The sequence below is a fragment of the Pseudomonas sp. S2_A10 genome, from assembly GCF_054668465.1.
This window is the reverse complement of sequence record NZ_CP162773.1, coordinates 2,077,058-2,095,086: the sequence shown is the minus strand read 5'-3', so window position 1 is coordinate 2,095,086 and position 18,029 is coordinate 2,077,058. Positions and strand designations below refer to the sequence as shown.

Below are 18,029 nucleotides of genomic sequence, written 5' to 3'. Positions count from 1 at the left end.
CACTCTTTAACAGTTGGAAGGGATAACTCAGTTCATCCCAGGCAGCTGGACCTTGGGCTTCACGTCGTTCTGCACAACGGATGCCAACGGCGCGACCACTCCCTGGCTTTTGAGCAATTGGCCCATGGTCGCCTTGATTCGGTACTGAGTAAATAACTGAATGTTCTTGATTTCCGCCAGACGCCGCGAGGCGGTGAACAGCTCGTTCTCGCTGTCGAGCAAGTCCAGCAGGGTGCGTTCGCCGAGGCTGAATTGACGCTGGTAGGCGGTACGCACCGAGGTGCTGCGATCGACGTACTGCTGAGCGATCGGCACTTGGGCGTTGGCATTGTTCAGCGCGTTCCAGGCGAGGCCGAGCTCTTCATTCAACTGACGCAGGGCGTTGTTGCGGATGTCCAGCGCCTGGTTGGCCAGGTACGACTTGGACTCCAGATCAGCCTTGTTGCTGCCACCGGAATACAGGTTGAAGCGCATGCGCAGCATGGCCTGCCATTCATTGTTGTGGCCGTTCTGGCCGTCGATATCGTTATCGGCGGTACGGCCCAGTTCGGCGTCGAAGCGCGGGTAAAAGGTCGATTTGGCGGTGGCGAACTGCTTCTCGGCAGCGGCAATATCCGACTCGGCGGAACGCAGGATCGGGCTGTTTTCCAACATCTGCGCGCGGGCTTCATTGAGGTTGGCGGGCATCATCGCCATGAACGGCGCCGGGCGCTCGAGCTGGTCGGGCATCTGGCCGACGGCGCTGAGGAAGTTGGTTTCCGCATCGGCGAGGTTGGTCTGTTCGGTGATCAGATTGTTGCGGGCCTGGGCCATACGGGCTTCGGCCTGATCAAGGTCGGCACCGCTGCCGACACCGCGCTGGGTGCGCAGCTGGATCTGATCGTAGATGCGCTGGTGGCTCTTGAGGTTTTCCTCGGCCAGACGGACGAATTCGCGACGGGTCAGCACGTCCAGATACACCTGGGCGACAGTCAGTGCAGTACGCTCGGAAGTGCCCAGCAGTGAGTAAGCACGGGAGCTGACGTTGGCTTGTTGACGCGCAACTTCGTTGGACGTCGCGAAACCGTCAAAAACCATTTGCGAGAGACGTAAACTTGACTCGCTGCGGTTCAACGTCTCCCAGTGATTGCTTCCACCGTTCGCTCGCGTGGTCACACTGTCAGTGCCTTCACGGCCATAACCGCCCAGCAGATCGACCTTGGGCAGGTATCCCCCTTTCGCAGCCTTTAACTGATAATCCGCCGCCAATCGACTGTTGACCCCCGCCTGAATCTCCGGATGGACATCCAGCGCCTGTTGCATGGCTTCTGGTAAGGATTGTGCTTGTACAAAAGAGGCGGCGAGAGCGAAGGGAGCGGCAAGGATCAAAAGCGAACGCATGGTTGGAATTATCCCGGAACTTCTTGTCTTGAATCACAGCAGAAACGTGGTGCTGCGTCGGATGATGGCAACCCGAAAGACCGTATGTCGGAAAGTTCAAAACAGGAACTGGATGACAGGCTGAAGGACAGGTCGCCGCGGAAATATCAATGTGACATTAGTGGGGCGATTGTTTAGGATGGCTCCCAGAAGGTCAATAGTTTGGCATAAAGTTAATCGCGATAATTTATAGCCAGATTATTGACGGAAATACAGCGTCAATAAGTTATCCATTTATAGAAAGTACGTCCAGACTGAAGTGGCGCCGACGCCCGTCAGGTCCATGGAAGTCAACTGAATGTGACACCCCGGAGAGTCTTCAATGAGCAGTGTTGTTGCCGTCGTCAAAAGCATTGTCGGTCAGGTTTTCGTGGTGTCCCCAGAGGGCGTGCGTCGCGTACTCGTTGAAGGCGATCGCCTGTATGTCGGCGACCAGATCGATACCGGTCTGTCCGGCGCGGTGTCGCTGGAACTGGCCGATGGCCGCATGCTCGATCTGGGCCGTGACACCCAGTGGAGCGCCAGCTCGCCTGACTCCAGCACTGACCTGGCCGAAGCCACGGCGCAGGCCGCGCCTTCTGTAGAAGAACTGCAGCAAGCCATCGCCGCCGGTGTCGACCCGACCACCGCACTCGAGTCCACCGCGGCCGGCCCGACCGCCGCAGGTACCGGTGGTGCTGCCGGCGGCGGTCACAGCTTCGTCATGCTCGACGCCACCGCTGGCCGCGTCGATCCGACCATTGGCTTCCCCACGGCGGGCATCAATTCTGCCGGGCAAGTCGCGCAGGACACCACGGGCGGCCTGACCACCGACACCACCACCAACGCACTGCGTGACTCGACCCTGAGCCTCAGCGCCACGCCGACCATCACCGAAGCCGGCGGCGTGCTGGTGTACACCGCGACCCTGACCCAGGCGCCGCTGACCGACCTGACCATCACCCTGTCCAACGGCGCAGTCATCGTCATTCCCGCCGGCGCCACCACCGGCACCGTCAACGTGCCGCTGGCGCCGAACGACACGGTCTACAACGACCCGACCCAGATCGACGTGACCGTCACTGGCACCAGCGGCGGCAACGGCATCACCGTGACCCCGCCGACTGTCCCGGCGACCACGCAAGTGACCGACACCGTCGATACCACTACCGTCACGTTGACGGCTGGTTCGAGCGTGACCGAAGGCGGTCAGATTACCTATACGGCGACTTTGACCAACCCGGCGCAGACACCGGTAACCGTCACACTGTCGAACGGCTCGACCATTACCATTGGCGCTGGCCAGACTACCGGCACCGTCAACGTGCCGACCCCAGCCAATGACGTTTACAACAATGGCAGCACCGTTACGACCACGATCACCGGGGCTACCGGCGGCAACTTCGAAAATCTGGTGCCGAACCCGACACCAGCCGTTACGACCATCACAGACTCGGTTGATAACACCGGCCTCACGCTGACCGCGACCAACAACATCGTCGAAGGCGGCCAGATCACCTACACCGCGACGCTGACTAATCCAGCGCAGACGCCGGTAACCGTCACTCTGTCCAACGGTTCGACCATCACCATCGCGGCTGGCGAAACCGTCGGCACCGTCAACGTGCCGACGGCGGCCAATGACGTTTACAACAATGGCAGCACCGTCAGCACCACGATCACTGGCGCTACCGGTGGCAATTTCGAAAACCTGGTGCCAAGCAACACGCCTGCGGTCACCACGATCACCGATTCTGTCGACAACACCGGCCTGACCCTGACCGCGACCAACAACGTCGTTGAAGGCGGACAGATCACCTACACCGCGACCCTGACCAACCCGGCACAAACACCGGTAACCGTCACTCTGTCGAACGGTTCGACCATCACCATTGCTGCGGGCGAAAGCGTTGGCACCGTGAACGTGCCGACTGCGGCCAACGACGTGTACAACAATGGCAGCACCGTTACGACCACGATCACCGGCGCTACCGGTGGCAATTTCGAAAATCTGGTGCCGAATCCGACGCCAGCCGTTACCACCATCACTGATTCGGTTGATAACACCGGCCTGACCCTGACCGCGACCAACAACATCGTTGAAGGCGGTCAGATCACTTACACCGCCACGCTGACTAATCCAGCGCAGACGCCGGTTACCGTCACGCTGTCCAACGGCTCGACCATCACCATCGCGGCTGGCGAAACCGTGGGCACCGTCAACGTGCCGACTGCGGCCAACGACGTCTACAACAATGGCAGCACCGTCAGCACCACGATCACTGGCGCTACCGGTGGCAATTTCGAAAATCTGGTGCCAAACACCACGCCAGCCGTTACCACGATCACTGATTCGGTTGATGACACCGGCCTGACTCTCACCGCGACCAACAACATCGTTGAAGGCGGTCAGATCACTTACACCGCCACGCTGACTAATCCAGCGCAGACGCCGGTTACCGTCACGCTGTCCAACGGCTCGACCATCACCATCGCGGCTGGCGAAACCGTCGGCACCGTCAACGTGCCGACTGCGGCCAACGACGTCTACAACAATGGCAGCACCGTCAGCACCACCATTACTGGCGCTACCGGCGGCAACTTTGAAAACCTGGTGCCAAGCAACACGCCAGCGGTGACCACGATTACCGACTCGGTGGATGACACTGGCCTGAGCCTCAGCGCCACCGGTTCTGTGGCCGAGGGTGGCCAGATCACCTACACCGCCACGCTGACGAATCCGGCCGGCACCCCGGTAACCGTGACCCTGAGCAACGGCTCGGTGATCACCATTGATGCCGGCAAAACCACGGGCACCGTTACCGTTCCAGCGCCGGCCGATGACGTCTACAAAGACGCCGGCCAGGTCGAAGTCAGCATCAAGGACGCCACCGGCGGCAACTTCGAAAATCTGGTGCCGAACACTACGCCGGCAGTGACCGAAATCACTGACACCGTCGATACCTCGACGGTGAAGCTGACCGCAGACACCTCGGTTGCCGAAGGCGGCACCGTGACTTACACCGCCACCGTCGGCGCGCCAGTCACCGGCTCGCCTGTGGTCGTGACGTTGGCCAATGGTCAGAACATCACCATTGCCGTCGGCCAGACCACTGGCTCCATCACCTACACTGCACCGAACGATGCCTTGACCGGCAACGCTCCGCTGACCAATTCGATCACTGGCGTAACCGGTGGCAACTACGAAAATCTGGTGGCGGACAAAACTCCAGTTTCGACCACCGTCACCGACGTGGCCGACACCACCAATCTGTCGCTGAGCGCGACCGCTTCCGTGGCTGAAGGCGGCCAGATCACTTACACCGCAACCTTGACCAATGCTGCTGGCTCGCCAGTGACCGTGACCTTGTCGAACGGCGCCGTCATCACCATCAAGGCAGGCGAAACCAGCGGTAATGTGAGCTTCCCGGCTCCGTCCGACGACGTCTACAAAGACGCCGGCTCCGTGCAGGCCACCATCACCAGCGCCACCGGCGGCGACTTCGAGAACCTCGTTCCGAGTACCACGCCAGCGGTCACTCAAGTCACCGACACCATCGATACCTCGACGGTCAAATTGACCGCCGACACCTCGGTCGCTGAAGGCGGCACCGTCACCTACACCGCCACTGTCGGCGCGCCCGTCACCGGCTCGCCAGTTGTCGTGACCCTGGCCAACGGCCAGAACATCACCATCGCCGTCGGCCAGACCACCGGCAGTGTTACCGCCCCGGTATCGAATGACGTGCAGATCGGTCACGCACCGCTGACCAACTCGATCACCAACGTCAGCGGTGGCAACTACGAGAATCTGGTCGCCGACAAGACCCCGGTCAGCACCACCGTGACCGACACCGTCGACACCACCAGCGTCGCGCTGACTGCCACCGGCAACGTCAACGAAGGTGGGCAGATCACCTACACCGCGACGCTGAGCAACCCGGCCGGCACGCCGGTAACCGTCAATCTGAGCAACGGTTCGGTCATCACCATTGAAGCCGGCAAGACCACCGGCACCGTGACCGTTCCGGCACCTGCCGACGACGTCTACAAAGACGCCGGCAAAGTCGAAGTGACCATCAAGGACGCCACCGGTGGCAACTTCGAAAATCTGGTGCCGAGCACTACGCCTGCGGTGACCAATGTTGCCGACACGGTCAACACCACGCACCTGACCCTCAGCGCAGAAAGCTATGTGCTCGAAGGCTCTTCGATCACTTACACCGCAACGCTGACCAACGCCGCGCAGACGCCGGTGACCGTCAACCTGAGCAATGGCCAGACCATCACCATCGAAGCCGGCAAGACCAGCGGTTCGGTGACGATTGCCGCACCGAGCGATGACGTCTACAAGGACTTCAGCAAGCTCACCGTAACCATGACCGATGCCAGCGGCGGCAACTTCGAGAAACTCGACGTCAGCAAGACCCCGGTCAGCACCACGGTCAACGACACCGTCGACACAACCGCACTGACCCTGACTGCCAGCGATACCGTCAGCGAAGGTGGCCAGATCACCTACACCGCGACCCTGAGCAATCCGGCCGGCACTGCGATGACCGTGACCCTGGCCAACGGCGCGGTGATCAACATTGCCGCTGGCGCGACCAGCGGCTCGGTGAATTTCCCGGCGCCCGCCAACACCCCGTACATCGATGGCAGCAACGTGCGGACGGCGATCGCCAGCCACAGCGGCGGCAATTTCGAGCGCGTTGAGGCCGATCGTTCGGCTGTGGTGACCAAAGTCACCGACGCCGTCGACACCACCAACATCAGCCTGAGCGCCACCGGCAGCGTTGCCGAGGGCGGCTCGATCGTCTACACCGCCACCCTGAGCAATCCGGCCGGCACCGCCATGAGCGTGACCCTGAGCAACGGCGCGGTGATCAACATTGCCAAAGGCGCGAGCACCGGCAGCGCAACCGTCGCCGCCCCCGCCGATGACGTGTACAAGGACGCCGGCAAGGTCGATGCGAGCATCACCAAGACCAGCGGCGGCAACTTTGAAAACCTGGTGATCGACAAGACGCCTGCGGTAACTGATGTCACCGACACCATCGACAACAGCACGGTTTCGCTGACCGCCAGCGCCAGCGCGGTAGAAGGCGGTGTGGTTGTCTACACCGCGTCCGTGACCGCCCCGGTCACCGGTTCGCCAGTGCTGGTGACCCTGTCCAACGGCCAGACCATCACCATTCCGGTCGGCGCCAGCAGCGCCAGCGTCAACTTCACCGCGCCGAACGACGCACAGGCCGGCGGCAACACCCTGAGTGTGAAAATCGACGGCGCCAGCGGTGGCAATTACGAAAATCTCGTCGCCGACCAAACCCCGGCGGTGACCTCGGTAACCGACGTCGCCGACACCACCAACCTGTCGCTGTCCGCGACCGGCTCCGTGGCCGAGGGCGGTTCGATTGTCTACACCGCGACCCTGAGCAACCCGGCCGGTACCCCGGTGACCGTTAATCTGAGCAACGGCGCGGTGATCACCATCGAGGCCGGCAAATCCACCGGCACCGTCACCGTTCCGGCACCTGCCGACGACGTCTATAAAGACGCTGGCAAAGTTGAAGTCACGATCAAGGACGCCACCGGCGGCAACTTCGAAAACCTGGTGCCAAGCACCACGCCAGCGGTCACCGATGTCACCGACACCGTCGACACCTCGACGGTCAAACTGACCGCCACCGAAACCGCGGCCGAAGGTGGCACCGTCACCTACACCGCCACCGTCGGCGCGCCGGTCACCGGTTCGCCTGTGGTCGTCACCCTGGCCAATGGTCAGAACATCACTATCGAAGTCGGCAAGACCAGCGGCAGCGTGAGCACCACCGCGCCGAACGACGTCCTCGCCGGCCACGCGCCGCTGACCAACTCGATCACCAACGTCAGCGGCGGTAATTTCGAAAATCTTGTCGCCGACCAGACCCCGGTCACCACCACCGTGACCGACACTGTCGACACCACCAACCTGTCGCTCAGCGCGACCGGCGCGGTGAACGAAGGCGGCCAGATTACCTACACCGCAACCCTGAGCAACGCCGCCGGCACACCGGTCACCGTGACCCTGTCGAACGGTGCGACTATCCTCATCGAGGCCGGCAAAACCACCGGCACCGTGACCGTCGATGCACCGAAAGACGACGTCTACAAAGACGCCGGCAGCGTTGAAGCGACCATCCAGAGCGCAACCGGCGGCAACTTCGAAAACCTCGTCACCAGCACAGCGCCGGCGGTGACCACGGTCAACGACACCATCGACACCACCACCGTGTCGCTGAGCGCCACTGCGAACGTCGCTGAAGGCGAAACCGTGGTCTACACCGCGACCGTGGGCGCGCCAGTGACCGGTTCGCCGGTCACCGTCAGCCTGTCCAACGGCCAGACCATCACCATCGCCGTTGGCGAAACCACCGGCAGCGTCAACTACGTCGCGCCGAACAGCCCGCTGGCGGGCGGCAGCTCGTTGAGCGTGACCATTGATGGCGCCACGGGTGGCAATTACGAAAAACTGGTGGTCGACGGCAAGTCCGCAGACACCGTGGTTTCCGACACTACCGACACCACCAATCTGAACCTGAGCGCCAGCGACTCGGTCGCCGAAGGCGGCCAGATCACCTACACCGCAACCCTGACCAACCCGGCCGGCACACCGGTGACCGTGACCCTGTCGAACGGCGCCACCATCACTATCGATGCAGGCAAAACCACCGGCACCGTGACCGTCGACGCACCTAAAGATGACGTCTATAAAGATGCCGGCAAAGTCGAAGTGACCATCGAGGGTGCGACCGGCGGCAACTTCGAGAACCTGGTGCCAAGCGCGGTTCCAGCGGTGACGAATGTCACCGATACCATCGACACTTCGACGGTCAAACTGACCGCCGATACCTCGGTCGCTGAAGGCGGCACGGTCACCTACACCGCCACTGTGGGTGCTCCGGTCACCGGCTCGCCTGTGGTCGTGACTCTGGCCAACGGCCAGACCATCACCATCGGTGTCGGCCAGACTACTGGCACTGCAACCGCTGTTGCTGCGAACGATGCGCTGACCGGCAACGCCCCGATCACCAACTCGATCACTGGCGTAACTGGCGGCAATTTCGAAGATCTGGTTGCAGACAAAACTCCAGTTTCGACTTCTGTCACGGACGTTACCGACACCACCAACCTGTCGCTGAGTGCGACCGGTTCCGTGGCCGAAGGTGGCTCGATCGTTTACACCGCTACGCTGACCAACGCCGCTGGCTCGCCAGTGACCGTGACCTTGTCGAACGGCGCTGTCATCACCATCAAAGCAGGCGAAACCACCGGCAATGTGACCGTTGCGGCACCGTCCGATGACGTTTACAAAGACGCCGGTTCCGTCCAGGCGACGATCACCAGCGCCACCGGCGGCAACTTCGAAAACCTGGTACCAAGCACTGCTCCGGCCGTGACGACAGTCACCGACACCATCGATACCTCGACCGTCAAACTGACCGCCGATACTTCGGTCGCTGAAGGCGGCACCGTGACTTACACCGCCACGGTTGGTGCACCAGTTACTGGCTCGCCTGTGGTCGTGACTCTGGCCAACGGCCAGACCATCACCATCGGCGTCGGCCAGACCACTGGCACCGCAACCGCTGTTGCTGCGAACGATGCGCTGACCGGCAACGCCCCGATCACCAACTCGATCACTGGCGTAACTGGCGGCAATTTCGAAGATCTGGTGGCGGATAAAACACCGGTTTCGACCACTGTCACCGACGTTTCCGACACCACCAATCTGTCGCTGAGCGCGACCGGCTCCGTGGCCGAAGGTGGCTCGATCGTTTACACCGCGACACTGACCAACGCCGCTGGCTCGCCAGTGACCGTGACCCTGTCGAACGGTGCTGTCATCACCATCAAGGCTGGCGAAACCACCGGCACCGCAACCGTTCCGGCCCCGTCCGATGACGTCTACAAAGACGCCGGTTCCGTCCAGGCGACGATCACCAGTGCTACCGGTGGCAACTTCGAAAACCTGGTGCCGAGCACTGCTCCGGCCGTGACGACAGTCACCGACACCATCGACACGTCGACCGTCAAATTGACCGCCGATACTTCGGTGGCTGAAGGCGGCACCGTGACTTACACCGCCACCGTCGGCGCGCCAGTCACCGGCTCGCCTGTGGTCGTGACTCTGGCCAACGGTCAGACCATCACCATCGGCGTCGGCCAGACTACCGGCACCGCAACCGCTGTTGCTGCGAACGATGCGTTGGCCGGTAATGCTCCGATCACCAACTCGATCACTGGCGTAACTGGCGGCAATTTCGAAGATCTGGTGGCGGACAAAACTCCAGTTTCAACTTCTGTCACCGACGTTACCGACACTACAAATCTGTCCTTGAGCGCCAGCAATTCGGTGGCGGAAGGTGGCCAGATCACGTACACCGCGACCCTGACCAACGCCGCTGGCTCGCCAGTGACCGTGACCTTGTCGAACGGCGCTGTGATCACCATCAAGGCTGGCGAAACCACCGGCACCGCGACCGTTCCGGCACCGTCCGATGACGTCTACAAAGATGCCGGTTCCGTCCAGGCAACGATCACTAGCGCTACCGGTGGCAACTTCGAGAACCTGGTACCGAGCACTGCTCCAGCCGTGACGACTGTCACCGACACCATCGATACCTCGACCGTCAAACTGACCGCCGATACTTCGGTAGCCGAAGGCGGCACCGTGACTTACACCGCCACCGTCGGCGCGCCAGTCACCGGCTCGCCAGTGGTTGTGACTCTGGCCAATGGTCAGACCATCACCATCGGCGTCGGCCAGACTACTGGCACCGCAACCGCTGTTGCTGCGAACGATGCGTTGGCTGGTAATGCTCCGATCATCAACTCGATCACTGGCGTGACCGGTGGCAACTTCGAAGATCTGGTGGCGGACAAAACTCCAGTTTCAACTTCTGTCACGGACGTTACCGACACCACCAACCTGTCGCTGAGTGCGACCGGTTCGGTAGCCGAAGGTGGCTCGATCGTTTACACCGCTACGCTGACCAACGCCGCTGGCTCGCCAGTGACCGTGACCCTGTCGAACGGTGCTGTGATCACCATCAAGGCTGGCGAAACCAGCGGTAATGTGACCGTTCCGGCACCGTCCGATGACGTTTACAAAGACGCCGGTTCCGTCCAGGCGACGATCACAAGCGCTACCGGCGGTAACTTCGAGAACCTCGTTCCGAGCACAACGCCTGCGATCACCCAGGTCACCGACACCATCGACACTTCGACCGTCAAACTGACCGCCGATACTTCGGTCGCCGAAGGCGGCACCGTGACTTACACCGCCACCGTCGGCGCTCCGGTCACCGGCTCGCCAGTTGTGGTAACTCTGGCCAACGGCCAGACCATCACCATCGGCGTCGGCCAGACTACTGGCACTGCAACTGCTGTTGCTGCGAACGATGCGCTGACCGGCAACGCTCCGATCACCAACTCGATCACTGGCGTAACCGGTGGCAACTTCGAAGATCTGGTGGCGGACAAAACTCCGGTTTCGACTTCTGTCACGGACGTTACCGACACCACCAACCTGTCGCTGAGTGCGACCGGTTCCGTGGCCGAAGGTGGCTCGATCGTTTACACCGCTACGCTGACCAACGCCGCAGGCTCGCCTGTAACCGTGACCCTGTCGAACGGCGCTGTGATCACCATCAAGGCTGGCGAAACCACCGGCACCGCAACTGTTCCGGCCCCGTCTGATGACGTTTACAAAGACGCCGGTTCGGTGCAGGCGACGATCACAAGCGCTACCGGCGGTAACTTCGAGAACCTGGTACCGAGCACTGCTCCGGCCGTGACGACAGTCACCGACACCATCGATACGTCGACCGTCAAACTGACCGCCGATACGTCGGTGGCCGAAGGCGGCACCGTGACTTACACCGCCACCGTCGGTGCGCCAGTTACCGGTTCGCCAGTTGTGGTAACTCTGGCCAACGGTCAGACCATCACCATCGGCGTCGGCCAGACCACTGGCACTGCAACTGCTGTTGCTGCGAACGATGCGTTGGCCGGTAATGCTCCGATCACCAACTCGATCACTGGCGTGAGCGGCGGCAATTTCGAAGATCTGGTGGCGGATAAAACACCGGTTTCGACCACTGTCACCGACGTTTCCGACACTACCAATCTGTCGCTGAGTGCGACCGGTTCGGTAGCCGAAGGTGGCCAGATCACTTACACCGCGACATTGACCAACGCCGCTGGCTCGCCAGTGACCGTGACCTTGTCGAACGGCGCTGTGATCACCATCAAGGCTGGTGAAACCAGCGGCACCGCAACAGTTCCTGCACCGTCTGATGACGTCTACAAAGATGCCGGCTCTGTGCAGGCAACGATCACTAGCGCTACCGGTGGCAACTTCGAGAACTTGGTACCAAGCACAGCTCCGGCCGTGACGACTGTCACTGACACCATCGATACCTCGACAGTCAAACTGACCGCCGACACTTCGGTGGCTGAAGGCGGCACCGTGACCTACACCGCCACAGTCGGCGCTCCGGTCACCGGCTCGCCAGTTGTGGTAACTCTGGCCAACGGCCAGACCATCACCATCGGTGTCGGCCAGACTACTGGCACTGCAACCGCTGTTGCTGCGAACGATGCGCTGACCGGCAACGCCCCGATCACCAACTCGATCACTGGCGTAACCGGTGGCAACTTCGAAGATCTGGTGGCGGACAAAACTCCAGTTTCGACTTCTGTCACGGACGTTACCGACACCACCAACCTGTCGCTGAGTGCGACCGGTTCGGTAGCCGAAGGTGGCCAGATCACTTACACCGCGACCTTGACCAACGCCGCTGGTTCGCCAGTGACCGTGACCTTGTCGAACGGCGCTGTGATCACCATCAAGGCTGGCGAAACCACCGGCACCGCAACTGTTCCTGCACCGTCCGACGACGTCTACAAAGATGCCGGTTCGGTGCAGGCGACGATCACAAGCGCTACCGGCGGTAACTTCGAGAACCTGGTACCGAGCACTGCTCCGGCCGTGACGACAGTCACCGACACCATCGATACGTCGACCGTCAAATTGACCGCCGATACATCGGTGGCTGAAGGCGGCACCGTGACTTACACCGCCACCGTCGGCGCGCCAGTCACCGGCTCGCCTGTGGTCGTGACTCTGGCCAACGGTCAGACCATCACCATCGGCGTCGGCCAGACCACTGGCACTGCAACTGCTGTTGCTGCGAACGATGCGCTGACCGGCCATGCGCCGATCACCAATGCGATCACCAACGTCAGCGGCGGCAATTTCGAGAATCTCGTCGCCGACAAGACCCCGGTCAGCACCACCGTGACCGACACCGTCGACACCACCAATCTGTCCTTGAGCGCCACCAACTCGGTGGCCGAAGGTGGCCAGATCACGTACACCGCGACCCTGACCAACGCCGCAGGCTCGCCTGTAACCGTGACCCTGTCGAATGGCGCTGTGATCACCATCAAGGCTGGCGAAACCAGCGGTAATGTGACCGTTCCGGCACCTTCCGATGACGTCTATAAAGACGCCGGCTCCGTGCAGGCGACCATCAGCAAAGCTACCGGTGGCAACTTCGAAAACCTGGTACCGAGCACCACGCCAGCAGTGACCAGCGTCACCGACACCATCGATACCACCACCGTAAAACTGAGCGCAACCGCCACAGCGGCAGAAGGCGGCAACGTCGTCTACACCGCGACCGTCGGCGCGCCAGTCACCGGTTCGCCAGTGGTGGTCACTTTGGCCAACGGCCAGAACATCACCATCGCGGTCGGCCAGACTACCGGCACCGTAACTGCCGTCGCACCGAACGATGCGTTGACCGGCAACGCTCCGCTGACCAACTCGATTACCAACGTCAGCGGCGGCAATTTCGAAAACCTCGTCGCCGACAAGACTCCGGTCAGCACCACCGTGACCGACACCGTCGACACCACCAATCTGTCGCTCAGCGCCAGTAACTCGGTGGCAGAAGGTGGCCAGATTACGTACACCGCGACATTGACCAACGCCGCAGGCTCGCCAGTGACCGTGACCCTGTCGAACGGTGCCGTGATCACCATCAAAGCGGGCGAAACCACCGGCACCGTGAACGTTCCAGCGCCAGCTGACGACGTCTACAAAGACGCCGGTACCGTGCAGGCGACCATCAGCAGCGCCACCGGAGGCAGCTTCGAAAAACTGGTACCGAGCACCACGCCAGCAGTGACCAGCGTCACCGACACCGTCGACACCACCACCGTCAGCATCACTGGCAGCAGCTCGGTGACCGAAGGCCAGACCGCCAGCTACACCGTCAGCCTCAATCACCCGGCGCAGACCGAAGTGACCCTGAAAATCGTCTACAGCGGCACTGCTGCCGACGGTTCGGACTTCACCGGCGTGTACACCGTGAAGATCCCGGCGGGCGCCAGCAGCGCGCAGTTCAACGTCGCCACCCTTGATGACAAGATCACCGAAGGCACCGAGAACTTCGTGGTCAAGATCGATTCGGCTACCGGCGGCAACTTCGAGAACCTCGCGGTCAGCAGCACCAATGGCAGCGTCAGCACCTCGATCATCGACAACGATGCGCCACCGGTGCTGGATCTGGATGCCAACAACTCCAGCGGTGCGACCGGTGCCGATTACAAAGTGACGTTCACCGAGAACACCCCGGGCGCCGGCGTGTCGATCGCTGACACCGACATCAGCATCACCGACCCGGACAGCACGATGCTGACCGGCGCCACTGTGGTGCTGACCAACCGTCAGGACGGCGATGCGCTGAATCTGGGCAATAGCGTCAACGGCATCACCATCAATGCCAACAGCACCAACGGCACGGTAACCCTGACCCTCTCGGGTAACGCGACCCTGGCCGACTACATGCAGGCCATCAAGAACATCAGCTTCACCAACAGCAGCGAAAACCCGAGCATTGTGCCGCGCGTCATCACCGTGACGGTGACCGATGGCGGCAACTACTCGAACACGGCGACGACCACGGTCAACGTGGTGGCGGTCAACGATGCACCGGTTGCTGCGCCGAGCAATGTCACCGGCAACGAAGACACGCCGCTGGTACTCGGCTGGTCGACCTTCGGCGTCAGCGATGTCGACAGCCCGGCGAGCAGCCTCGGTATCAAGATCACGCAGCTGCCGGGCGAGGGCAAACTGCAGTATCTGGACGGCTCGACCTGGAAGGATGTTGCCAACAACCAGACCTTCAGCAAGGCCGACATCGACGCCGGCAAGCTGCGCTTCCTGCCGGATGCCAACGAGTCGGGCACCAACGGTTACGGCGGCACCGGTCTGGGCAACAATCAGGCGGACTACGCACAGATCAAGTTCCAGCCTACCGATGGCCAGACGCTGGGCAGCACCGGCACGGTGAAGATCGACATCACGCCAGTGGCGGATGCGCCGACCGTAGCCGTGGCTGACAACAGCGTGAAATCCACTGGCCTGATCAAGGAAGTCTGGACCGGTCTCTCGGGGCTGGGCACTGACGGCAGCGGCGCGAACTCGACCACCCTGAAAAACGTGATCGACGCCGCCGGCAAACCGAACTCCAGCGCCAACGTCACCAACGTGCAGTCTGACGGCAGTGTCGCCGCCGGTACGGCGTCGAAGACCTCGGGCCTGATCTACCTGGAAGCCGGCAAGACCTACAGCTTCAGCGGCGTGGCCGATGACAGCCTGCTGATCACCATCGGCGGCAAGAACGTGGCGTCGGGTACCTGGGGCGCGGGCGGTGCGATCAACGGCTCGTTCACCCCGACCACCAGCGGTTACTACACGCTCGACATCTACCACCACAATCAGAGCGGCCCGGGCAGCTACGACGTCAACCTGTCGGTCAACGGCGGCACGCCAATCGATCTGAGCAACGCCGGCGTGCCGATCTACACCGGTGTGCAGGATCTGATCAACTCGGGCGTGACCGTCTCCGATCTGCACGGCACCAACGGCGAAGGTTATTACGACGGCTACAAGCTCAACACCGGCGCTGAAGGCACCACGGTGAAACTGTCGGCAATCAGCACCGCGCTGACCGACACCGACGGCTCGGAAACCCTGAGCGTGAAGATCAGCGGCGCACCGGTCGGTTCGGTGCTCAGCGATGGCGCGGGGCATACCTTCACCGTTACCGCGAGCAATGGCGAAGCCAACGTCACCGGCTGGAACCTCGGCTCTCTGACCGTGACTCCGCCGACCTACTACAACGGCCAGTTCAACCTGACCGTGACCTCGACGTCCACCGAACAGGTCGGCGGCTCGGCAAGCAGCACCGCGACCATTCCGGTCACGGTAGTGCCTGCGGTGTACAACGCGGTCACCGCCACCTCGGGTGATGACAACGTCATCGGCACCGACGCCAACGACATCATCGTCGCTGACATCGGCGGCCTGACCGTGGTGCCGGGCACCAACTACAACATTGCGTTCATGGTCGACAGCTCGGGCAGCATGAGCACTTCGTCGCTGAACGCCGCGAAAGACTCGCTGACCTCGGTGTTCAACAGCCTCAAGCAAAGCCTGGGCGGCAGCAACTCGGGCACGGTGAACATCTTCCTGGTGGACTTCGATACCCAGGTCAACAAATCGGTGTCGGTGAATCTCAACGACCCGAATGCGCTGACCTTGCTCAAAGCCGTACTCAACTCGATGGGCTCCGGCGGCGGTACCAACTATGAGGACGTGTTCAAGACCACGGCCAACTGGTTCCAGAGCGCCGACGCAGTGGCCAACACCGGGGCGAAGAACCTCACGTACTTCATCACCGACGGCCAGCCGACTTACTACCAGACCGGCGAGCAGACCAACCCGACGCTGTATGGCAACGTGAAACTCGACAGCGTGGTGAACACCAGCAACTACAAGCAGGGCGACACGTTCAGCACCTACATCGACAACTCGCACTACCTGACCATCAACAGTGCTGGCAGCGTTGTGCTGCAAACCTACAACTCGTGGTGGGGCTGGAGCAGCGAAACCCTGGGCACGATTCATGCGCAGGGCGACGGTACTTATGAATTGTCGAACCTCGCGGGTACCGGCAACAGCACCAACTCGTCGACGACCAGCAATTCGACCAGCGGCTTCGCTTTGTTGAGCGGATTGTCGAGCGTCGAAGCCATTGGTCTGAACAACGACGTCAGCCTCAACGACCTCAAGCCGTACGATTCGGACAAAACGCCGCAAACCAACATCGATCCGAAGGATCTGGCCAACTCGATCATCGGCCATACCGAAGCGACGATGCCGGGTAACGACACCGTCAACGGTGGCGAAGGCAACGACATCCTGTTCGGCGATCTGGTCAGCTTCAACGGCATTGCCGGCGAGGGTTACCAGGCGATGCAGGCGTTCGTCGCCAAAGAAACCGGCGTCGACGTCAGCAAAGTCAGCACCAGCAACGTGCACCAGTACATCACCGAGCACTATCAGGCGTTCGATGTATCCGGCGCGCACGATGGCAACGACACGCTGCTCGGTGGCGCGGGCAATGACATCCTGTTCGGCTCGGGCGGCAACGACCTGCTCGACGGCGGCAAAGGCAATGACATCCTGCTCGGCGGCACCGGTAACGACACGCTGATCGGCGGTCAGGGCAATGACATCCTGATTGGCGGTTCCGGTGGCGACACCTTCGTCTGGAAATCGGGCGACACCGGTAGCGATGTGATCAAGGATTTCAAAGCCAGCGAAGGCGACCGCATCGACCTGCGCGACCTGTTGCAGGGCGAGACCGGCAGCACGATCGACAACTTCCTGAAGATCACCACAGTGGATGGCACGTCGTCGCTGCAAGTCAGCTCGGCGGGCAAATTCAACTCGGGCGATGCCGCTGCGGCCACGCCGGACGTGACGATCAAACTGGAAGGCAACAACTGGGCGAGCGCCAACCTGCACAACCTGATTGCCGGCAGCGACCCGACCATCAAGGTCGATCACAACAACAGCTGAGGCTGAAACAACGACGGCCGCCTCCTGTGGGGCGGCCGTCGCGTTTGCGGGCAATGCAGCGGTGACGATTTGATCGTCGCCCCGCATACTGGCGCGCAGTTGGCTATGCTGCTGACAGCATGACGCTGTTCATTTGTGAGGGATGCTCAATGTTTTACGTGCAACGCGATGCGCAGGGCCAGTTGATTCGCGTGGAAGCTGCGGCGTACGCCGAGGCCACGGAAACGCTGCCCGCCGATAACCATGAAATTCAGGCGTGGTACGCCAACGAAGCCGTGGAAAACAGCCTCAAACAGCTCAAGCAGAGCGACTTTGAAATGATTCGGGTACTCGACGACCTGATTCAGGTGCTGACCCAGAAAGGCGTGATCCGCGTCACCGACCTGCCAGCGGCGGCCCAGGCCAAACTGATGGACCGTACCCAGGCACGTGAAGCGCTGGGCGGGTTGAGCCAGTTGATCGATGAGGATGAGGGCGGGTTGATCTGATCCTCCCAGGATCCAAAGCTTACCCTCACCCCAGCCCTCTCCCGGAGGGAGAGGGGGCCGATCGAGGTGTCTTGCGCTATCCATCGACCTGAGAGATCGAGTCGATTCTGGATTCAGTGGAGCTCTTGCACGTCGGCGTATCTCGTAAATATCCCACGGTC

General features: G+C 61.5%; 3 protein-coding genes. 2 read left to right on the top strand and 1 reads right to left on the bottom strand.

Annotated elements, in window-relative coordinates; all coding sequences use genetic code 11:
* Positions 1-27 precede the first annotated feature (27 nt).
* Positions 28-1,380, bottom strand: a complete 1,353-nt coding sequence (locus AB4N41_RS09600) for a TolC family outer membrane protein (RefSeq protein ID WP_056786922.1) — start codon at positions 1,378-1,380, stop codon at positions 28-30.
* Between the two features lie 361 nt (positions 1,381-1,741).
* On the opposite strand from AB4N41_RS09600, the gene AB4N41_RS09595 reads away from it, so the two are divergent.
* Both AB4N41_RS09595 and AB4N41_RS09590 read left to right on the top strand, forming a co-directional pair.
* Positions 1,742-17,380, top strand: coding sequence for a LapA family giant adhesin (locus AB4N41_RS09595; protein WP_252877211.1), 15,639 nt, complete (start codon positions 1,742-1,744; stop codon positions 17,378-17,380).
* 149 nt (positions 17,381-17,529) lie between these two features.
* The gene (locus AB4N41_RS09590; RefSeq protein WP_016772279.1) at positions 17,530-17,868 is read left to right on the top strand and encodes a hypothetical protein; all 339 of its coding nucleotides are present in this window, start codon (positions 17,530-17,532) and stop codon (positions 17,866-17,868) included.
* The last annotated feature ends 161 nt before the right edge of the window (positions 17,869-18,029 follow it).

Excerpts from the sequence above, each read along its gene's own strand:
- AB4N41_RS09600 (WP_056786922.1), bottom strand. The coding sequence starts at position 1,380 with ATGCGTTCGCTTTTGATCCTTGCCGCTCCCTTCGCTCTCGCCGCCTCT.
- AB4N41_RS09595 (WP_252877211.1), top strand. The coding sequence starts at position 1,742 with ATGAGCAGTGTTGTTGCCGTCGTCAAAAGCATTGTCGGTCAGGTTTTC.
- AB4N41_RS09590 (WP_016772279.1), top strand. The coding sequence starts at position 17,530 with ATGTTTTACGTGCAACGCGATGCGCAGGGCCAGTTGATTCGCGTGGAA.